A 21,480-nucleotide genomic window follows, 5' to 3' on the forward strand; every position below is an offset into this window, starting at 1 on the left:
GTAGGGCATTTTCTTCCTGCCCCCGCGCTTTATTCGGTAACTGTGCGTATACCCTCTGCGAATCAGGCGACAGCCTGCGGCAGTAAAAGCGAAGACAGATCGATATAATCTGCCAGCTCGCGCTCTTCGGCCCGAGGCAAATAAGGCAGCTCGCCTAACAGCGGCGCCGGGATTTTCTCCTGCAGCACCTGGATAATTTCCGCATAGTGCGCCAGCCCCGGATTGATGCGGTTGGCGACCCAGCCCATCAACGGCAGACCATCGTTAATGATCGCCTGCGCCGTCAGTAAGGCATGACTGATACAACCCAGCTTGATGCCGACAACTAACACCACCGGCAGCTGCTCCTGAATAACCCAGTCGGATAACGGCCGCAGATCGTTCATCAGGCTGCGCCAGCCGCCGGTCCCTTCCACTACCACCACATCGGCCTGCGCTTCTAACGCCTGCAGGCCGCTGCTCAGACGCGCATAGTTAATGGCTTCGCCGCGATGGGTGCTGATTTCATCTTCAAGCAGCGTAACGGGATTGATCGCTTCATAAGGCACATCAAGCGTGGAGGCGCGATGTAATATCAACGCATCTTTATTACGTAGCCCGTCTGTCGTCATCTGGCTGCTTTTGGCTACCGGTTTATATCCCACTACCGCCGGGTGCGTTTCCGCCAGTTTTTGCATCAGGGCACGTGTAACAACTGTTTTACCGACGGCGGTATCCGTACCGGTAATGAAAAGACGACTCAGCATAGCAACACTCCGGCAGGCTGTCGGCCTGAAATAGTTAAACATTAATCATCGGTTTATGTTGCACAGTGTAGGAAATCGCGCTTTTGCACAGCTTGCGTTAGCGCAATTTTTTAGTGATAACTGAAATTAGATTAGCCCTGCAACAGTTTGATAAGCAGTTCACCGTTATAAAGGGCGTTTTTGACCAGCGCAGCGCCGGGCATCGTGCCGACGTTGGGGAATTGGGTGGGTTCAACATGTATATCGGCGCTGTAAGCTGGCAGCGCCTGCTGGCGGATCGAGGCGCCGATTGCCGGATACAGCACCTCGGCGGCGCGGTTAAGCGGAGAGCCAATCAGGATTTTTTCCGGATTGAACAGATTAACCATAATGGCCAGAATGCGCCCAACGCTATTGCCAATCCCTGTAATGATATCGCGTGCCAGCGGATCGCCATTCAGTGCCGCATCGCACAGTGACTCCACCGTTAACGGCTGATGATTCAGAATAGAACTGAGCGCGGTCTGCATACGCTGTGACGTCAGTTCCAGAATGCTGCCGATACTGGCGACCGTCTCCAGGCAACCATGGTTGCCGCAATAGCACTGCTTGCCATACGCATCCACCTGCGTGTGCCCAATTTCAACCAGCGCGCTGCGGCTGTTATGCAGCAGGCGTCCGCCGGTGATTACGCCTGCGCCGACATTATCATCAATGACGATCTGGATAACATCGCTGGCCCCGCGCGATGCGCCAAACAGTGATTCAGCGATGGTCCAGGCGCAAACATCATGCTGAATATAAACCGGCAGACCAGTATGGGCGGACAGTTCCGGCCCCAGCGGCATATCAGCGACCTGATAAAACGGCATGCGATGAACCATACCTTTACCGGAATGAATAATACCGGGCAAAGTAATGGCGATGGCGGTCAGCCGCTCCAGCTGGCGCTGATGGCGGATAAAAAACTGATCGATTTCAAGGATAACGCGGTTTAGCAGCGGCGTCTCGCTCTGCACCGGCAGCGAGCGGGTCTCTTCGGTAACCAGCGCGCTGCTGAGGTCGCGTAGCGCCAGCGTGATCTCGCCGTTGCCAATCCGAACGGCCAGATAGTGCCAGGCAACGGTATCCAGAATCAGGCCAACCGCAGGCCGACCACGACTGCCCGGCTCCTGATACTCCGTTTCCTGTACCAGATGGGCTTCCAGCATTTCACGGACAATTTTGGTGATACTGGCTGGCGCCAGCTGGGCCCGCCGGGAAAGCTCAATACGCGATATCGGGCCAAATTGGTCGATCAGGCGATATACAGCCCCAGCGTTTGTCTGCTTGATCTGGTCAATATGACCAGGTTGACTGTCCGCTATCACTACCCCTGCTCCCACTTATTTTCGCGCTTCAAAATAAACCTGCTCAGGCTATGGTGGATGAGATATTAACAGGCGTCAACTATTTGATTCGGAATGTGATTTACTGCACAAAAACAGGGCCAGGCAGAGAGTGAATAATCAATCAGGCCTGCGACCCGGTGAGCAACAAGGATTTCATTTGCTTCATTTGCGCACTGATTTCACGCTGTTTTGACCAGACCAACCACATTTCCGACCAGGCATCCGCTTCCTGTAGCGGCAACCAGACCACGCCTGCCAGTTGCGCACGGCGAAAAGAGGCGGGCAAGATAGATATGCCCAGCCCGGTGGCAACCAGGCCAAGGATGGTCATCGCCTCGCCAACCTCCTGCGTGATATAAGGCTGAATTTGGTAGCGCTGCAGAAGCGCCATCGTTTCGCCATACAGTGCGGTGCCGCTTTGCGCATCGAAAAAAACAAAAGGTTCGTTGGCCAGGGCAGTAACCGAGACGCTTTGCTGACTCGCCAAAGGATGCGCATGATGCACTATGCAGCAAAGCGGCTCACGCAGCAGCAGCTGCCATGCCAGCGTTTCCGGCAGGGGCGTGTTACGCATTACGCCAAAATCCAGTCGCCCTTCGCTTAAAGGCGTCAGTTGTTGGCGAGTATTCATCTCCTGCATTTGAATATGCACCTGCGGAAAACGCTGACGATAGGTAAACAGCGCATCGGAAACGGCGGTAATAAAAGGCGCCGATGAGGTAAAACCGATACGTATCTCCCCTTCTTCTCCCTGATGTAAACGCGCGGCGCGGCTGGCCGCCTGCTCAACATCCAACAGGATCACGCGCGCATCCTGCAGGAACTGATGTCCCGCAGCGGTAAGCTGAACGCTACGATTAGTGCGCGCCAGCAAACAAGCGCCTACCTGCTGTTCAAGCTGCTGAATTTGCTGGCTTAACGGCGGTTGTGAAATATTCAATCGCAGCGCCGCCCGGCCAAAATGCAGCTCTTCCGCGACGGCTATAAAGTAACGAAGATGGCGAAGTTCGATATTCATATTTTAAATGTATCAATTCAGATAATTAATATATTAGACAGTATAATAAGGTCGCCCCACAATTAAATAGTTGATGTTTAAATAAGGAACTATTGTGGAACGCTCATCTCAGGGCGTGACGTTACCCGCTGACAAGGTTCAGCGTGTCTCGCCCGCTGTCGTGAATAAAAACCTCTATATCAAACGCGGCACGCCGCAGTTTATGCGCGTAACGCTGGCGCTGTTTTCCGCAGGTCTCGCCACCTTTGCCCTGCTCTACTGCGTTCAGCCTATTTTGCCAGTGCTTTCCCATGAATTTGGTGTTTCGCCCGCAACAAGCAGCATTTCGTTGTCAATTTCAACCGCTCTTATGGCACTGGGGCTGCTGGTAACCGGACCGCTTTCCGACGCCGTAGGCCGCAAGCCGGTAATGGTGATCGCGCTGCTGCTGGCAGCGATATGCGCCCTGATCTCCGCCACCATGCACAGCTGGCACGGCATTTTGATTATGCGGGCGCTGATTGGTTTATCGCTAAGCGGCGTGGCTGCGGTCGGTATGACCTATTTGAGTGAGGAGATTCATCCCAGTGTGGTTGCCTTTTCCATGGGTTTATATATCAGCGGAAACTCTATTGGCGGGATGAGCGGTCGTCTGCTGAGCGGCGTTATTACTGATTTTAGCTCCTGGCGCGTGGCGGTAGCCGTGATCGGCTGTTTTGCCCTGGCTTCAGCGCTGATGTTCTGGAAAATTCTGCCTGCTTCGCGTCATTTTCGGCCAGCTTCACTTAATCCCCGTAGCCTGGCGATTAACTTTCGCCTGCACTGGCGCGATCGCGGTTTACCGTTGCTGTTTGCGGAGGGTTTTTTGCTGATGGGCGCCTTCGTTACGCTATTTAATTACATTGGTTATCGTTTGCTGAGCGCGCCCTGGTTTCTCAGTCAGGCGGTTGTTGGCCTGCTGTCGGTGGTTTATCTCACCGGTTCATGGAGCTCACCCAAAGCGGGGGCGATGACGGCCCGCTATGGACGTGGCCCGGTTCTGTTTTTCTCCACGGCTTTGATGCTGTGTGGCCTGCTTATCACGCTTTTTAATTCGCTGTGGCTGATTTTCCCGGGAATGATGCTGTTTACAGCCGGATTCTTTGCCGCCCACTCCGTCGCCAGCGGCTGGATTGGCCCACGTACGCGGCGCGCCAAAGGGCAAGCTTCATCGCTGTATCTGTTCAGCTATTATGCAGGTTCCAGCATTGCGGGCACCCTGGGCGGCGTATTCTGGCACGCCTGGGGCTGGACAGGCATTACGACATTTATTGCCGTAATGCTGCTGTTGGCGTTGCTTGTCGCCAGCCAACTCCACAGTAAAAAACTCTAGCCCGCCTTCTTCTGGCCGCCCTGGCGCGGTCTTTTTTTCTGCCTGACTGATGATTTCCCGGTTGCTGGACTGGTATTTTTAATTATTAATATGTATGTTGTAACTAATGTTATTTTTCACCGCAGGAGCCGCCATGCCTCGTTATGACTTAGTGGAAGATTTGCGTCAGTGCGCTGATCAGCTTGATGAGGAGCTTAGCATCCTCCAGCAACATTTAACGTCGCTGCCGCTGCTGGTCGGCCGGGTGTTCTCGTTACCGCCAGTAGCAAAAGGTACTGAACACGATCCCATAACGCAAATCAGCGTAACCCAGCATTTGGGGGATGAGGCGCGACAGCTTGCTTTGCAGCACTATTGTCGTCTGTTTATTCAACGTCAGTCGGAAAATATCAGCACCAAGGCCGCTGTACGCTTACCCGGCGCGCTCTGCTTTGAAGCAGACAGCCACCAGCATGCCCTTCTCCATCAGCAGGTTGATAAAATCAATCTGCTTAAGGCGCGGCTGGAGCAGATCATTACCGTGGAATCTGGCTTACCAAGTGAAGCACGTTTTGAATTTGTGCATACGCATCTGCGCGGCCTGCTAACGCTAAACGCCTACCGCGCCATTACCCTGCTGGATGCGCCAGACAGCGTGCGCTTCGGTTGGGCCAACAAACATATTATTAAAAATGTGACGCCGCAGGAGATTGAGGCAAAGCTGGAAAAGAGCCTGAAGGCGGGCCGCGCGCAGGCGCCCTGGACCCGTGAACAATGGGCGGAGAAGGTACAGCAGGAGCTGATCGCGGTGCAGTCATTGCCTGCGGGCGCGAAGCTGAAAATCAAGCGGCCGGTTAAAGTGCAGCCGATTGCACGTATCTGGGATAAAGAGCAGCAAAAACAGACGCAGCTGGCCTGCCCTTCCCCGCTGCTGGTGCTTTGTCCGGATCGGCAACAGGTGCCGGTATTAGGTGAGCTGTTAAATTATGATGCGGATAATATTACCCATCGCTATAAGCCGCAGGCGGATCCGCTGTGGCTGTTGATCCCGCGACTGCATCTTTATTGCGACAGGCCAGTAAGCCCGGTTTAAGGGAAAGATGACAGGCAAAGGGAGATGGCATAACGGCGCTGAATGGTCAGATGCAAAGAGAAAAAACGGGGCCAGCTGGCCCCGGGAGATAATTTACTGCTTCATGCTGCCAACCATCTCTTCTGGTCGAACCCAGGCATCAAACTCTTCTTCCGTCAGATAGCCCAGCTTCAACGCGGACGCTTTCAACGTCAGCCCCTCTTTATGCGCCTTTTTAGCAATTTCAGCGGCTTTATCGTAACCGATATGAGTATTCAGCGCGGTCACCAGCATCAGCGACTCGTTCAGCAGTTGCGTAATACGATCGCGGTTTGGCTCGATGCCTACGGCGCAGTGATGATTAAAGCTATCCATACCATCTGCCAACAGACGAATCGACTGCAGGAAGTTATGAATGACCATCGGACGGAACACGTTCAGTTCAAAGTTGCCGGACGCGCCGCCAATATTAATCGCCACATCGTTACCCATCACCTGACAGCAAAGCATGGTCATCGCTTCGCACTGGGTCGGGTTAACTTTGCCCGGCATAATAGAGCTGCCGGGTTCATTTTCCGGAATGGCAATTTCACCGATGCCGCAACGCGGGCCAGATGAGAGCCAGCGCACATCGTTAGCGATTTTCATCAGCGAGGCCGCCAGACCTTTAAGCGCGCCGTGCGCATGCACCAGCGCATCGCAGGTCGCCAGCGCTTCAAACTTATTCGGCGCAGTGACAAACGGCTGACGGGTCAGCGCGGCCAGCTCTTCAGCAACACGTACTGCATACTCAGGATGCGTATTCAGTCCGGTGCCAACGGCGGTGCCGCCCAGCGCCAGCTCGGCCAGATGCGGCACGCTCTGCTCGATATGCTTCAGGTTATGTTCCAGCATCGCTACCCAACCGGAAATCTCCTGGCCCAGCGTCAGCGGCGTGGCGTCCTGCAGGTGGGTACGGCCAATTTTTACGATGTCTTTAAATGCTTCCGCTTTAGACTGCAGCGTTTGCTTCAGTATATTGAGCTGCGGAACCAGGTTCTCACGCAGAGCGATCACCGCCGCCACATGCATAGCGGTAGGGAAAACGTCATTGGAGCTCTGGCTTTTATTGACATCATCATTTGGATGCACCAGGCGAGACATGCCACGCTCACCGCCGAGGATCTCACTGGCGCGGTTGGCCAGCACCTCGTTCATATTCATATTGGTTTGTGTGCCGGAGCCGGTCTGCCAGATAGCCAGCGGGAATTCAGCGGTATGCTTTTCCGCCAATACTTCGTCCGCAGCCTGAATAATCGCCTGCGCTCTCTCCTGCGGCAGCAGGCCGAGATCGCTGTTAACTTTTGCGGCGGCGCGTTTGGTTAACGCCAGCGCATGCACCAGCTCGGCAGGCATTTTTTCTGTAGAGATGCGAAAGTGTTCCAGCGAGCGCTGCGTCTGCGCGCCCCACAGTTTATCAGCCGGTACATCAATAGGTCCCATTGAATCTTTTTCAATGCGGTTGGCTGCCATTACTTCTCTCCTTTAGCACAAACATATGATTTAAAAAGCCCTGACCTGTGACTATCCGACACAGCGGGCATGGGCCATAGTGTGACATACAATAATTTAACATTTTGCGAGCCAATCGTCCTTATTTGACTTGCGTCCAGGTTTCGAAAACACGTTCTGCTTTAATACCTGCGGTCAGCCGCCAGTAAAAGGAGAGATCATGTTTAAGCTTCACAATTCACTGCAAAACTACGCATGGGGCAGTAAAACGGCACTAACTGAGATGTATGGCATTGAGAATCCGACACAGCAGCCGATGGCTGAGCTATGGATGGGCGCACATCCTAAAAGCAGCTCCAGAATTGAAGTGAATGGCGAATTGCGCTCGCTGCGGGAGATGATCGAATCAGATAAGCCGGGCCTGCTGGGAGAAAAAGTGGCGGCACGTTTTGGCGAGCTCCCCTTTTTGTTTAAAGTGCTGTGTGCCGAACAGCCGCTGTCGATTCAGGTGCATCCTGGCAAATCCGCCGCCGAGGCTGGATTCACACGTGAAAACGCAGCGGGCATCCCGCTGAACGCGCCGGAACGCAACTATAAAGATGCTAACCATAAGCCTGAACTGGTTTATGCGCTGACCCCTTTTTTAGCGATTAACGGTTTTCGCCCTTTTGCTGAGATCATTTCCCTGCTGCAGCCGGTTGCCGGTGCGCATCCGGCTATCGCCCACTTCTTGCAACAGCCGGATGAGGCGAATCTGGCCATACTGTTTTCCTCGCTGCTTTCGTTACAGCAGGCAGAGAAACAACGTGCAATTGATATTCTTAAAGCCACGCTGCATACGCAACACGGCGAACCCTGGCGGACTATTCGCAACATCGCTGAAGAGTACCCTGATGACAGCGGGCTTTTTTCTCCGCTGCTGCTGAACCTGATTGAACTACAGCCGGGCGAAGCGATGTTTTTATTTGCTGAGACGCCACATGCCTATCTACGCGGCGTGGCGCTGGAGGTGATGGCAAATTCAGATAATGTGTTACGTGCCGGACTGACGCCGAAACATATTGATGTTGATGAGCTGATGGCCAACGTAAAATTTACGCCTCGTGCTGCGGATACCCTGCTCAACAAGCCGGTGCAGCAGGGAAATACGCGCGAATTTCCCGTTCCGGTGGATGATTTCGCTTTCGCTATTCACGCGCTGAACGCTACACCGATAACGCTTAGCCAGCAGAGCGCGGCAATCCTGTTCTGTATTGAAGGCGAAGCCCGGCTGACGGGCCAACAGCCGCTGACGCTCAGGGCAGGCGAATCCTGTTTTGTCGCCGCCAGCGAATCACCGATAACGGCTTGCGGTCAGGGACAACTTGCCCGAGTTTATAACCTGCCAGGCTGACGGCCAGTTCTGCAAATGCTATGATTATTCAATAAATTAATATCAGGCATTGATGCCGTAAAAAGGACGAATCGATGAACAAGACGAAAATTGCGGTTGGCGTTGTAGTCGCGCTGGGAGTGGCCTGGACGGGCGCGGCCTGGCTAACAGGCAAGCAGATCGAAAGCCACATGGATCAGATCGTGCAAAACGCGAATGCGCAGCTGACAAAGCTCGCGCCGGACAGCCGTCTGAAAGTGAGTTATCAAAATTATCAGCGCGGCCTGTTTACCAGCCATACACAGCTGGTAGTACAGGCCAGTTCGCAGACAGAAGATAATGCGCTGCTGAAGCCGGGCCAGAGCGTGGTGCTGAACGAGACCATCGATCATGGCCCTTTCCCCTTCGCTCAGCTGAAAAAGTTTAATCTGATCCCGAGCATGGCCTCAGTACACAGCGAGCTGGAAAATACCCCCGCGTTGAAAAAGCTGTTTGATCTGACCAAAGGTAAATCGGTGATTGATGCGGACACCCGTATCGGTTACAGCGGCGCTACCGCTTCGACGATTCGTCTGCTGCCGCTGGATTATCAAAACAGTGAAACCGGCGAGCGCTACGCCTGGAACGGCGGCACGCTGGGCATTGACAGCGATGCCGAAGGCGATCGGGTTAATTTCGATTCCGATATTGACAGCGTGGCGCTGACAACAAGAAACGAAGCAAATCAACCCGTGCTGTTCACCCTGAATGGCATTAGCCTTAACGGTAATACCCACCTTAGCCCGCAGGGCGTGCGTATTGGCGATCAACACTTCAATCTGAAAAAGCTGACCACGGCGGTTAACGGTCAGGAAACAGCAACGCTGGAAGGCATGGATATCAAAACGCAGTTTGATTCCAGCGGCAATATGCTCTCTGGCCAGATGGATTACGCCATTGATAACCTCATGCTGGAAAAACAGAGTTTTGGTTCCGGCAAGATGACCCTGAAGCTGTCACAGTTTGATGGACAGGCATTGAAAACGGCCTCGGATAACTATCGCAGCCAGATGCAGGCATTAATCAATCAGCCCGGCATTGAACAGGATCCCGAGCGTTATCAGGAAGGCGTACGTCAGATTATGGCCGCTAACCTGCCGCTGCTGCTGAAAGGCGATCCGGTGGTCACCGTGGCTCCGCTAAGCTGGAAAAATGATAAAGGAGAAAGCACCTTTAACTTATCGGCGCACTTTAAAGATCCCGCTACCGCTCAGGGCGTAGCGCAAACACCGGCTGAAGCACTGAGCCGGATGCTGAAATCACTGGATGGTAAACTGGTGATTAATATGCCGATGGCGACCGCCCTGATGAAGCAGGTTGCTATGGCGGAAGGTTATCAGGAATCTGATGCCAGCAAGCTGGCTGAACAGCAGGTTAAAGGCCTGGCGGCGATGGGACAGATGTTCCGCCTGACCCAGCAGCAGGATGATAACATCGTGACCAGCCTGCAGTTTAATGGCGCTCAGGTGACGATGAACGGTGAAAATATGCCGCTCGACGGTTTTCTCTCCCGTTATATGCTGGGCGCGCCGGCACAAAACCTGCCGGAATAAGGTTATTGCGCGTTTAGCGCGCGACTCTCTCTCAGGGCGGCATTATGTCGCCCTGTTTTATATCAGCGCTTTTTTTTGCGTGCCCCTTCTCATTCGTAAAAATAAAATTTGCGCTCAGATGCTTATTTAATAATTATGCCACTCCATCCTCAGGATTGAGGTTATTTCTTGTCTGACAGAAATAATATAGAAGGAACTAAAAATGAAATTAATAGCATCGATATTATTATTATTCTCTCTTTCCGCCTGCACCACCTCGTCTCACCCGGTAATAGATAAACAAACCTCTGAACGACTTGATGAGATCCTGCAACAGCAGGTTATTCCCGCACACAATAAACCACTGGGAGAGCGCATTGCCAATATCTCTGCGGCTTTTCTCGGGACGCCTTATCAGGCAGATACGCTAACGGGATCGGATAACGTTCCAGAGCAGCTGGTTGTAAATTTTAACGGCGTCGATTGCTTTACCCTGTTGGATTATGTTGCAGCGCTTAGCCACGCAAGCAGCCGCGACGACTTCATTACTCAGTTGCGCCTCACACGTTATCACCAGGGACAGGTGAGTTTCGTCCAGCGTAAACATTTTTTCTCCGACTGGTTTAGCCTGGCACCACTAAATGCGCGCGATATTACCGATAAACTGAATACACCGACGGTTAAAGTTACCAAACAGCTTAATTTAAAAGCCGACGGCGGAAAATATTTACCTGGCGTGCCGGTAACACCCCGGATAATTAATTATATTCCAGCTAATAATATTAACAAAGGGACTTTAAAAGCGTTGCAAACAGGCGACTATGTGGGAATTTATTCACCGCTGGCAGGCCTGGATGTTTCGCATACCGGAATTATCATTAAAAAAGGTAGTCAGGTCTGGTTACGTAATGCCTCTTCTTTAAAGAAAAATATGAAGGTTGTCGATACACCGCTGCTCTCTTACATTAAAACGCGGCCAGGCATTGTGGTTGCCCGTCCGCGCTAGCCAGCCTGTATGGTATTATGCTGCGGGCTGACTCGGGTTCAGTTCTGCTTAGCCCGCTACACGCTGACGGATACGCTGCTTCTCTTCTTCGCTCAGGAAGGCAATCTTCAGGCCATTTTCCTGGGCAGTACGAATATGCTCAGCCGTCAGCCCAGCCTGCGGTGCGGCAACCTGATACTCATGAGCAATTTCGATACCCTGCACCGCCGGATCGTCGGTATTCAGCGTAGCAAGAATGCCATGATCAAGAAACTTCACCAGCGGATGATGGCTCAGATGCGCTACGGTGCTGGTCTGGATATTTGAAGTCAGGCAGGACTCAATACCAATCCCCTGCGCGGCAAGGAAATCCATCAGCGCCGGATCTTCTACTGCCTTAACGCCGTGACCAATACGTTCAGCGCCCAGTTCACGAATCGCCTGCCAGATACTTTCCGCACCGGCGGCCTCACCGGCATGTACCGTAATCCGGAATCCTGCGTCACGTGCACGATTGAAGTGGCTGAGGAATTCACTGCCAGGGAATCCCAGCTCGTCACCGGCCAGATCCACAGCGGTAATGCCATCGCGATGAGCCAGCAATCCTTCCAGCTCATTCAGGCAGGCTTCTTCACCAAAGGTACGGCTCATAATGCCGATCAGACGAACCTCAATATTATGCTGCTGGCAGCCAGCACGTACGCCATCAATTACCGCTTCCACCACGCCGGCAATGGGCAATTGATGATTCATCGCCATATAGCCTGGCGAAAAACGCAGCTCGGCATAATGGATCCCGGCGCGGGCAGCATCCTCAACGTTTTCCAGCGCCACGCGACGGCAGGCCTCCAGCGATCCCAACACCTTTACCCCCCAGTCAAGCTTTTGCAGGAAACTCACCAGGTCGGGCTGGTTTTCGACAACCTGAACATGAGGACGCAGTGCTTCCAGGCTGTTGGCTGGCAAAGCGATGTTGAACTCACGACCTAAATCAAGGATGGTGGCGGCACGAATATTACCATCAAGGTGGCGATGGATATCGGTAAGCGGAAGGCGGGCGTCGATCATATGCACTCACTTTTAATCTTTAAGGTAAAGTGCAGAGTAGTATAAAAATAAGTTGCGCAACTATGCCAGATAATTGCGCAAGATGTTAAACCAACTGCTGATTAAATGGGCGCCTGAGCGTCGCCAGCACAGAAGCTGCAAAGCGTGCTCACCCTAAAACCCGGCTTATGCGTCGCCACTGTTCACTGCAACGCGGAAGCTCTCAAGTTTATGGATCTGCCTGCCACGCTCATCAAAATTTTCTTTTCTCAGCCAGGCCTTGAGAGCGGCAGCTGTATCAACCCAGTCAGAAGCGGTGATGGAAAAAAACGCGATATCTTCGGCATAACCTTTACTGATCCTTTTATCACGCAGGATTCCCTCTCTGATAAACCCGATACGTTGGGCCGAGTCTATGGACTGACTGTTCAGGCTGTTGGTTTGCCACTCGCATCGCCGGTAATGCAGCTTATCCATAAAATAGCTAATGATCAGAAAAAGCGACTCCGTACTGAGCCGTGTTCTTTTCATCAGCGGCGTCCAGTTGATTTCCGCCAGCGCAAACACCCCATTATTCGGGTCAATATGGGTGACGCAAAACATGCCTTTTATGTGACCATCATGAATATCTTTAACGGCGAAGTAGAGTTTATCTTTATCTGAGCTGAGTTTTCTAAAATACTGATAGCATTGTTCTTTAGTGGCAGGTTTGGCATCAGAAAGATAGGTCCAGTCCCGGTCATCGTCAATGCTGTGCCATTCAGGAAAGAGATCTTCGGCATGATCGGATGATAACGGTAAAACGATACAGTAATCGCCTTTCAGCGTGACTTTTTCAGGAGCGGCTCTCTTCACCCAATCTTTAATTTCTCTGCCTAAGGCCTGGCCATAGTGGTTATGAGTAAGCATACCTTCTCCTTCGCATTGTTATTGCCTGAAAGATAACGACGGTAAGCCGCCTGAAATCCCTGCTTATTGCACAGTATAATGTAGAGTGAAAAATGAAATATTAATATCCTGCAATATATATCCTGTGATCCTGAACATAGAGTTTTGGCAACGAGGCGGCGCTAAGCCAGGTGATGTAAGGCGCAAGAGCGGTAACGCGTACAGAGGACGGGGAATTTTTCAGACAAAAAGATGAGCGATGCTACTGTTTCTGTTCAGGACAAGGCCCGCGATGCGATTAACGCGGGCCAGCAAACCGTTTACTCCCCTGCTCGCTTTGGCAATTGCCAGGTTTCCTGTGCTACCAGCGCGTCATGCGCGTCCTGGCTGCGGCGTCGGAAGTCGCTCGGGCTGACACCGACACGTTTGCGGAATACGCGTGAGAAATAGAGCTGATCGTCATAACCGACCTCACGGCCAACAGAAGCGATTGGCTCCTGGGTGGTTTGCAGCAGCAGCTTGGCACGAATGACCCGCTGGTCTTCACGCCAGCGTAGCAGGTTTACCCCCATCTGCTCACGAAACAGGTGCGCCAGCCGCGATGGCGACAGACAAACGTGCTTCGCCACCGCCTCAATTTTTAGCTCGCCAGCCAGATTACTGGTCACATACTGACAGGCTTCAATAATACGCGGATCGCGAATTTGCTGATGCGAGCGGGGATCTTCTTCTACTGCCCGCAGCAGGAGCCGCTCCAGCAAATTCATCGCCAGCTCTTCGGCAAAGCGACGGCCGGAATTATGCGTCTGTTCAATATTAGCAAACAGCCGATCAAACTCACCGCGCAGCGACTCTGGCAGCCGCAGGCGTCCCACGCCATTGGTTTCATCCTGCCAGCGTAGCCAGTCGTGCCAGTAGGCGCGGGGCCGGAAATAGATCCAGCGGTGATACCAACAGTCGCTATCGGGCGCCCGGCCATAATAGTGCGGCGTCTTGGGCTGAAACAGCAGCATTTCGCCCGGCTCGCAGTCGAAAGAGGCATCGCCGTCGAATACCCGGCCCCGTCCTTTTATCGTCAGGTTGATAATATAGCCTTTCATGCCGTGCGGGCGGTCGATACAGAAATCAAGCGCGCCGCCAGCGCTAATCGGCGTCAGCCCGGCCACCAGCCAGGCATTAAACGCATAGCCCGGTAGTAAAGGGTTGGGCTGTGACTCAATCGGTTGACGATGGTACATAATAATCCTCGTAACGAAGCGTCGAAATTGCGGGCAGCCGTGCGGCTGCCCACGACGATCAGGCCGCTTTATGGCTCTGTTTGTAGCGGTCGAAAATCACCGCTGCCAACAGTATCAGACCGCGCACCACATATTGTGAGAAAGGTGAGATATTCAGAAGATTCATCGCATTCTCAACGGTACCGAGGATCAGTACGCCTGCCACTACGTAGGAGATTTTGCCAATCCCGCCTTTCAGCGATACGCCGCCCAGCACGCAGGCAGAGATAACGATCAGCTCATAGCCCAGCGAAGTCATCGGCTGACCGCTGGTCATACGTGAAGCAAGGATAATCCCGGCAGCGGCTGAAACCAGTCCGGAAAGAATAAAGATAATAATGCGGGTACGTACCACCGGCACGCCGGCCAGCCGTGCCGCCTCTTCGTTACCCCCGATAGCCAGCGTATTGCGGCCAAATGTGGTTTTATTCAGCAGAAAGCCAAAGATAATCATGGTGCCGATGGTCAGCCAGATAGGTGCCGGCAAGCCGAACCAGGTGGCATAACCCAGCTCGAAGAAACGTTCATCTTCAATGCCCACAGCTTTACCATCGGAAAAGATATAGGCCAGGCCGCGCACAATCTGCATGGTTGCCAGCGTGGTGATCAGCGCATTGATTTTCAGTTTAGCGATGACAAAGCCATTAACGAAGCCGCAGAGCATCCCCAGCAGCAGACCCGCGCCGATGCCCAGCCACAGGCTTTCGCTCATATTGATCACCACCGCCGTGGTCACCCCTGCGCAGGCAATCACCGACGCCACGGAGAGGTCAAAGTCGCCGGAGGCGAGGCAGAACAGCATGCCGCACGCCACCATACCAGACATCGACATCGCCAGACCCAGCCCTTTCATATTGATAAAGGAGCCAAAGTTAGGGATAAACAGTACGCAGGCGATAAATAATACGGCAAAAACCACCAGCATCCCGAAATTATCCCAGATACGGCCCAAACGTAAACCGGAACGCGCTACCCGCGGCGTATTTGAAGTCGTGGAAGACATAGCATTACTCCTGCATCAGGCCACGGCGGCCGTCTGTTGCGTATTTTTCGGCATGGCAAGGCTCAGCGTAAGCTGTTCCGTTGCCTCATCATGTAACAATTCACCGGCGATCTCACCTTCGCGCATCACCAGAATACGATCGGCCAGACCCATGACTTCCGGCAGATCGCTGGAGGCGAACAGCACGGCAATACCCTGCTGCGCCAGCGCATAGATCAGGTTATAGATTTCATGTTTCGCCCCGACATCAATCCCGCGCGTCGGCTCATCCAGCAGAATGACCTTCATATCTTCTGACAGCCAGCGGCCGAGGATCGCCTTCTGCTGGTTGCCGCCGGAAAGGTTCATAATCAGTTGTTCAGGTCCCGGCGTTTTGATATTCAGCGAGCGGATATGCTTATCGGCGTTCTGCGACTCCCAGCGCTGATCGATCAAACACCCCGCCATCAGGTTATTACGTCGTGCAGAGATATTGATGTTATCGCGCACCGAATGGACGGGAATAATGCCGTCGGCTTTGCGATCCTCCGGGCAGAGCATAATCCCGGCGCGAATGGCATCTGAAGGCTCGCTGATAGCCAGGGCTTTGCCGTCCAGCAGCACACGTCCCGCCTTCAGGCGTGTCGCGCCAAACAGCCCTTTCATTAGCTCGCTGCGTCCGGCACCCACCAGGCCAAACAGCCCGACGATTTCACCGGCATGTACGTTGAACGAGACCGGCTTGCGCACGCCGACCGCATGAACGCCCTCCAGCTGCAATCGCACCGGGCCATGCTCACGCGGCGCATAGCCATAGACATCGCCCAGATCGCGCCCGACCATCGCCTGTACCAGCATGTCGTGACTGGTATTGGGCACATCGTCAAAGGTGCGCACATAGCGCCCATCTTTAAACACCGTAATGGCGTCGCTAAGCGCAAAGATCTCTTCCATACGATGCGACACATACAACACCACGCGCCCTTCCGCACGCAGCTGACGAATAACGCGGAACAGCTGCTCGATTTCGCGCGCCGACAGCGAACTGGTGGGTTCATCAAAGGCGATGATTTTGGCGTTGCGCGCCAGCGCTTTGGCAATCTCCACCATCTGCCACTGCCCAAGCGACAGATATTTCAGCGGCGTATCGGGATCGATATCCATGCCGAGGTTTTTCAGCTGTAGCCCCGCCTCATAGCGCAGCAGCTTACGGTTAACCAGTCCGCCGCGCTGCGGCAGCTGGCCAAGATAGATATTTTCCGCAATGCTCATTTCCGGCACCAGGTGCAGCTCCTGGTAGATAATGGCCACGCCAGCATTCAGCGCGTCGGTGGTGTGACTGAAATTTACCGGCCTGCCCTGAATCTGAATGGTGCCGCCGCTGGGCTGGTAACTGCCGCTAAGAATTTTCAGCAGCGTCGATTTACCGGCGCCGTTTTCCCCCATCAGCGCGTGCACTTCGCCTGCATGGCAGCTGAAGCTGATATCCTGCAGCGCCTTTACGCCGGGAAAAGTTTTACTGATGCCATGAAACGACAGAAAGGCTGAATCAGTGTTCATGGTGTCTCCGCTTTGCCTGTTCACTGTGAACGCCGGTTAGTCGGCGTAAGATGAGGACAACCTGCCCGCATAAATAGCGCGGGCCTGCTTACCGGGCGACATTTGCCGCCCGTCGATGAAATCACGCGTTACATCAGCCCTTTTTTCGCCAGTTCAGCTTTGAAGTTATCGCGGGTAATCAGCACCACATCCGTTACTTCGGTGAATTTTTGTGGCTCTTTATCGTTGGTCACCCAGTCATGCAGCATCTGGATACTTTTGTAGCCATGCACATCCGGGCTGGGCAGCAGCGAACCGTAGAAGCCGGTCGCCTGACCTTTAGAGAGTTCACTGATGGCATCCACGCCGTTAATGCCGATGCCGATAACATTGGCCGCCTTAAAGCCCTGACCTTCAGTCGCGCGTACGCCACCCAGCACGGTGTTATCGTTCATGCCCACAATCAGCCAGTTTTTTACTTCCGGATGCTGTACCAGCAGCGAATTAGCGGCATCAAAAGCGCCAGGAATATCGTTAGATTTGGTAGGAACCTGATAGATCTGCTTTTCCGGGAATCCGGCTGCCTTCAGCGCCTCGATGGAACCAGAAGTGCGGCGACGCGCGGTGTCCAGTTCGTTCGCAGTGATCGCCATGACCGCTGAGGTTTTCACATCCCAGCCGCGTTTCTGCATCTCTTTATACAGCTCCTGGCCCTGACGTTCGCCGATTTTGGTCGCCGCCATCATCACCAGCGGCACGCTATCCATCGGTTTGCCTTTGGCGGTAACAAACTGATCGTCCACTGCGATCACTTTTAAATCGTAGCTACGAGCTTTTGCCATAATCGCCGATCCCAGTTTGGGATCGGGAGTACAGATAACAAAGCCTTTCGCGCCGCTGGCGGCCAGACTGTCAATGGCGTTCAGCGTCTTCTCGCCGTCAGGCACCGCAATCTTGATCACCTCAAAGCCCAAATCTTTGCCCGCTTTATCAGCGAATTTCCATTCCGTCTGGAACCAGGGCTCTTCCGGTTGTTTAACCAGGAAACCGAGTTTCATCGTCTCAGCGATAGCGGATTGTGACATAACGGCAGCCAGTCCAATGGCGGCTAACGCTTTAGTGAATTTGTGCATGGTGTTCTCCGGCGCAGTGTAATTATTTCGTTGTGCGCAACGAAACGGTGTAAACGATACCAATCGGATTAAAAAGATTATGAAAACGGTAAATCAGATAATTAGCTTTAAGATTGCGCGTTACCTGAACAAACGCTGGGCTAGTTTTAGCGGGAAATGCATCACGAAATGTAGAGCGGTATCACATAGCAAAACAATGGCAATTTAATCCATAAATTCAGCAGTTTTAACCGGGCGTTAACTTTTGATCGGCTTCACATAACCCATGACGATGACAGAAAAATACATATATGCAGCTGGCCAGGGCTAACTGAAAACCGCCACGCTTTTTAGTGTTAGAGCCTGCGATTGTTCATTAACAGGAGAGCCCGAATGCGTGCTGGTGCCATAACGATTGGTCTGGACTTTGGCAGCGATTCGGTTCGCGCCCTGGCAGTAGACTGCCAAAGCGGCGAGGAACTACAAAAAGAGGTGGCGCCCTATACGCGCTGGATGGCCGGCCAGTATAGCGTGCCGCAGGTCAGCCAGTTCCGTCATCATCCGCTGGATTATATTGAGGCGCTGGAAAAAGCGATTTGTGGCGTGGTAGCACGCCTGAGCGAAGAGCAGCGCGCTGCGGTTGTCGGCATCGGTGTGGATTCTACCGGCTCAACGCCGGCACCGATCGACCGCGACGGTAACGTACTGGCATTGCGCCCTGAATTTGCTGATAACCCCAATGCAATGTTTGTGCTGTGGAAAGATCACACCGCCATTGAAGAAGCGGAGGAGATTAATCAACTCTGTCGCAGCGGCCAGTTTGAAGACTACTCGCGCTATATTGGCGGCGTGTACTCCTCTGAATGGTTCTGGGCAAAAATTTTGCACGTCTCCCGCGCCGATGCCGCGGTGCGCGACGCCGCCGTTTCCTGGATTGAACTGTGCGACTGGGTACCTGCCTTGTTGAGCGGCACCACCGCTCCGGCAGTGATTCGTCGTGGACGCTGCGCCGCTGGCCATAAATCCCTGTGGCATCCGCAGTGGGACGGCCTGCCGCAGGCGGCATTCTTTAACGCGCTCGATCCCATGCTGACTCAACAGCTGGATTATCCCCTGTTTACCGATACGTTTACCGCGGAAAAACCCGTTGGCACGCTCACCCCGGAATGGGCGCAGCGTCTCGGCCTCTCTACCTCCGTGGTGCTCTCCGGCGGCGCGTTTGACTGCCATATGGGCGCGGTGGGCGCCGGTGCCCAGCCTTATACCCTGGTGAAAGTGATCGGCACCTCTACCTGCGACATTCTGATTGCTGACAGCGAACGCGTCGGCAGCCGTGCGATTGAAGGAATTTGCGGTCAGGTTGACGGTAGCGTCACGCCGGGCGTGATTGGGCTGGAGGCGGGCCAGTCCGCTTTTGGCGATATGTATGCCTGGTTCAGTCGTCTGCTGAACTGGCCGCTGCAGCTGGCCGCCCGTCAGCAGCCAGAGTTAAAACCGCAGCTTGACGCGCTGTCGCAGGATCTGCTGCGCCAGTTAACCGATGCCTGGGTCGCTAACCCGCAGCTGGATCATCTGCCTGTGGTACTGGACTGGTTTAACGGCCGCCGTACGCCGTTTGCCAACCAGCGCCTGAAAGGCGTGATCACCGATCTCAATCTGGGTACGGACGCGCCCACCCTGTTTGGTGGCTTTATCGCCGCCACCGCCTTTGGCGCACGCGCCATTATGGAGTGTTTTGAGCAGCAGCAGATCCCGGTAGAAAACATCCTGACCCTGGGCGGCATCGCCCGTAAATCCCCGGCAATTATGCAGGTCTGCTGCGATGTGATGAATCGACCGCTGGATATTGTGGCATCCGATGAGTGCTGTGCACTGGGCGCGGCGATCTTTGCCGCCGTAGCGGCAGGCGTGTATGACGATGTTCCCGGCGCCCAGCAACAGATGGCCAGCCCGGTAGAGAAAACGCTGCAGCCCGATGCGTCGCGCGTGGCGCGCTATCAGCAGCTTTATGAACGTTATCAACAGTGGTGTGCGACAGCTGAACCGAATTATGCCGCACGTCCCTCTTCCGCTATTTAAGGAGTTTTTATGCAACAGTTTGATTCGCTGAGCGTGTGGTTTGTGATTGGCACCCAGCATTTGTATGGACCGGAGACGCTGCGCCAGGTTGCCGATCATGCACAACAGGTGGTCGATGGGCTGAATCGGGAAGCGGGCCTGCCGGTAAAACTGGTCCTGAAGCCGCTGGTGAAAAGCCCGGACGAAGCGCTGGCGCTCTGCCGCGACGCTAACTATGACAACAGCTGCATTGGCATTATTACCTGGCTGCACACCTTCTCGCCGGCCAAAATGTGGATCGGCGGTCTGTCGGTGCTGAATAAGCCGCTGCTGCAGTTCCATACCCAGTTTAACGCGGAGATCCCGTGGGAAACGATGGATATGGATTTTATGAACCTGAATCAGACGGCACACGGCGGCCGTGAGTTTGGTTTTATCGGCGCACGCATGGGTCTTTCTCATAGTGTGATAACCGGCCACTGGCAGGAGAGCCAGAGCCATCAGCGTATCGGCAAGTGGATGCGCGCTTCGGCGGCGCGTCACGCCAGCCAGCAGCTGAAAGTGGCGCGCTTTGGCGACAATATGCGCGAAGTCGCGGTAACGGAGGGCGATAAAGTTGCGGCGCAAATCCAGTTTGGCTACGCCGTTAACGGCTGGGGCGTGGGCGATCTGGTAGAAGTGATTAATCAGGTCAGCGATGGCGACGTTAACGCATTGATTGATGAATATGAAAGCCAGTACCGGTTTAGCGCCGTCGCCGCCGTTAACGGCGAAAAACGCCAGAACGTGCTGGATGCGGCACGTATCGAACTGGGTATGAAACGTTTTCTGGACGATGAAGGCTGCCGCGCGTTTACAACAAACTTTCAGACGCTGCACGGTATGACTCAGCTGCCGGGCCTGGCGGTACAACGACTGATGGCACAGGGTTACGGTTTTGCTGGGGAAGGTGACTGGAAAACCGCTGCTTTGCTGCATATTTTCAAGGTAATGGCGGGCGATCGGCCTGGCGGCACCTCCTTTATGGAAGACTATACCTACCACTTCTCGCCGGGCAATGAGTTGGTACTGGGTTCGCATATGCTGGAGGTTTGCCCCTCTATCGCTAAAGAAGAGAAACCTCTGCTGGATGTACAGTTCCTTGGCATTGGCGGCAAAGCCGATCCGGCCCGCCTGATCTTCTCGACGCCTGCCGGCCCGGCGGTTAACGCCAGCGTTATCGATATGGGCGACCGCTTCCGCCTGCTGGTCAATGTGGTGGATGCGATTGAACAGCCGCAGCCATTGCCGAAGCTACCGGTGGCCAACGCCTTGTGGAAAGCGCAGCCTTCGCTTGCCACAGCTTCTGAAGCCTGGATCCTCGGCGGCGGCGCGCATCATACCGTATTCAGTCAGGCGCTGGATGTGGATGATATGCGTCTGTATGCAGAGATGCACGGTATTGAGGTAATGGTGATTGATAATGACACCACGCTGCCTACTTTCAGGGATGCGCTGCGCTGGAATGAGGTCTATTACCGCCTGAACCGCTAACTTCATTAGCTGAGCAAAAAGCCGCATCATTGATGCGGCTTTTTTATGGCTTCGCTTCGGTGCGTTCTGAAACCGGGTCGGAAATCCAT

At 53.9% G+C, this 21,480-nt stretch carries 17 protein-coding genes; 7 read left to right on the plus strand and 10 right to left on the minus strand.

Annotated features, from left to right (window positions below):
* Positions 1–62: 62 nt before the first annotated feature.
* From bioD to B1H58_RS17745, 3 genes are all read right to left on the minus strand, one after another.
* Positions 63–746 carry a dethiobiotin synthase gene (bioD, locus tag B1H58_RS17735; RefSeq protein ID WP_085071769.1) on the minus strand — a complete coding sequence of 228 codons (684 nt, stop codon included), beginning with the start codon at positions 744–746 and terminating at the stop codon, positions 63–65.
* Between the two features lie 131 nt (positions 747–877).
* On the minus strand, positions 878–2,095 hold the full coding sequence (gene mlc, locus B1H58_RS17740) for a sugar metabolism global transcriptional regulator Mlc (protein ID WP_085071770.1): 1,218 nt from the start codon (positions 2,093–2,095) through the stop codon (positions 878–880).
* A gap of 142 nt (positions 2,096–2,237) precedes the next feature.
* On the minus strand, positions 2,238–3,134 hold the full coding sequence (locus B1H58_RS17745) for a LysR family transcriptional regulator (RefSeq protein WP_085071771.1): 897 nt from the start codon (positions 3,132–3,134) through the stop codon (positions 2,238–2,240).
* Positions 3,135–3,228: 94 nt separating this feature from the next.
* Between B1H58_RS17745 and B1H58_RS17750 the strand changes: the two genes are divergently transcribed.
* Positions 3,229–4,485 carry an MFS transporter gene (locus B1H58_RS17750; protein ID WP_085071772.1) on the plus strand — a complete coding sequence of 419 codons (1,257 nt, stop codon included), beginning with the start codon at positions 3,229–3,231 and terminating at the stop codon, positions 4,483–4,485.
* 133 nt (positions 4,486–4,618) lie between these two features.
* Positions 4,619–5,557 carry a DNA replication terminus site-binding protein gene (gene tus, locus B1H58_RS17755; protein ID WP_085071773.1) on the plus strand — a complete coding sequence of 313 codons (939 nt, stop codon included), beginning with the start codon at positions 4,619–4,621 and terminating at the stop codon, positions 5,555–5,557.
* A 93-nt stretch (positions 5,558–5,650) separates the two neighbouring features.
* Here the strand turns inward: tus and fumC are convergent, their stop codons facing one another.
* Positions 5,651–7,048, minus strand: a complete 1,398-nt coding sequence (fumC, locus tag B1H58_RS17760) for a class II fumarate hydratase (RefSeq protein ID WP_085071774.1) — start codon at positions 7,046–7,048, stop codon at positions 5,651–5,653.
* A 199-nt stretch (positions 7,049–7,247) separates the two neighbouring features.
* Here fumC and manA point away from each other — a divergent pair, with 199 nt between their 5' ends.
* The 3 genes from manA to B1H58_RS17775 all read left to right on the plus strand — a co-directional run bounded on the left by manA (position 7,248) and on the right by B1H58_RS17775 (position 10,976).
* On the plus strand, positions 7,248–8,420 hold the full coding sequence (gene manA, locus B1H58_RS17765; protein WP_085071775.1) for a mannose-6-phosphate isomerase: 1,173 nt from the start codon (positions 7,248–7,250) through the stop codon (positions 8,418–8,420).
* 74 nt (positions 8,421–8,494) lie between these two features.
* Positions 8,495–9,991, plus strand: a complete 1,497-nt coding sequence (locus B1H58_RS17770) for a YdgA family protein (protein ID WP_085071776.1) — start codon at positions 8,495–8,497, stop codon at positions 9,989–9,991.
* A 202-nt stretch (positions 9,992–10,193) separates the two neighbouring features.
* On the plus strand, positions 10,194–10,976 hold the full coding sequence (locus tag B1H58_RS17775; RefSeq protein ID WP_085071777.1) for a DUF1460 domain-containing protein: 783 nt from the start codon (positions 10,194–10,196) through the stop codon (positions 10,974–10,976).
* A gap of 48 nt (positions 10,977–11,024) precedes the next feature.
* On the opposite strand, the gene add is transcribed toward B1H58_RS17775, so the two are convergent.
* The 6 genes from add to B1H58_RS17805 form a co-directional block, all read right to left on the minus strand.
* On the minus strand, positions 11,025–12,023 hold the full coding sequence (add, locus tag B1H58_RS17780; RefSeq protein ID WP_085071778.1) for an adenosine deaminase: 999 nt from the start codon (positions 12,021–12,023) through the stop codon (positions 11,025–11,027).
* Positions 12,024–12,188: 165 nt separating this feature from the next.
* A complete protein-coding gene (locus tag B1H58_RS17785) occupies positions 12,189–12,911 on the minus strand; it encodes a GNAT family N-acetyltransferase (RefSeq protein WP_085071779.1) in 723 nt (240 codons plus the stop codon).
* 299 nt (positions 12,912–13,210) lie between these two features.
* Positions 13,211–14,128 (minus strand): arabinose operon transcriptional regulator AraC, encoded by a 918-nt coding sequence (araC, locus tag B1H58_RS17790; RefSeq protein ID WP_085071780.1) that lies wholly within the window; start codon positions 14,126–14,128, stop codon positions 13,211–13,213.
* A gap of 58 nt (positions 14,129–14,186) precedes the next feature.
* A complete protein-coding gene (gene araH, locus B1H58_RS17795) occupies positions 14,187–15,170 on the minus strand; it encodes an L-arabinose ABC transporter permease AraH (protein WP_085071781.1) in 984 nt (327 codons plus the stop codon).
* A 15-nt stretch (positions 15,171–15,185) separates the two neighbouring features.
* Complete coding sequence (gene araG, locus B1H58_RS17800) at positions 15,186–16,709, minus strand: L-arabinose ABC transporter ATP-binding protein AraG (protein ID WP_085071782.1); 1,524 nt, start codon at positions 16,707–16,709, stop codon at positions 15,186–15,188.
* A 128-nt stretch (positions 16,710–16,837) separates the two neighbouring features.
* Positions 16,838–17,821 (minus strand): arabinose ABC transporter substrate-binding protein, encoded by a 984-nt coding sequence (locus B1H58_RS17805; RefSeq protein ID WP_085071783.1) that lies wholly within the window; start codon positions 17,819–17,821, stop codon positions 16,838–16,840.
* Positions 17,822–18,193: 372 nt separating this feature from the next.
* Between B1H58_RS17805 and B1H58_RS17810 the strand changes: the two genes are divergently transcribed.
* On the plus strand, positions 18,194–19,879 hold the full coding sequence (locus B1H58_RS17810; protein ID WP_085071784.1) for a ribulokinase: 1,686 nt from the start codon (positions 18,194–18,196) through the stop codon (positions 19,877–19,879).
* A 9-nt stretch (positions 19,880–19,888) separates the two neighbouring features.
* Positions 19,889–21,391 carry an L-arabinose isomerase gene (gene araA, locus B1H58_RS17815; RefSeq protein WP_085071785.1) on the plus strand — a complete coding sequence of 501 codons (1,503 nt, stop codon included), beginning with the start codon at positions 19,889–19,891 and terminating at the stop codon, positions 21,389–21,391.
* The last annotated feature ends 89 nt before the right edge of the window (positions 21,392–21,480 follow it).

The sequence above is a fragment of the Pantoea alhagi genome (assembly GCF_002101395.1).
Classification (GTDB): domain Bacteria; phylum Pseudomonadota; class Gammaproteobacteria; order Enterobacterales; family Enterobacteriaceae; genus Mixta; species Mixta alhagi.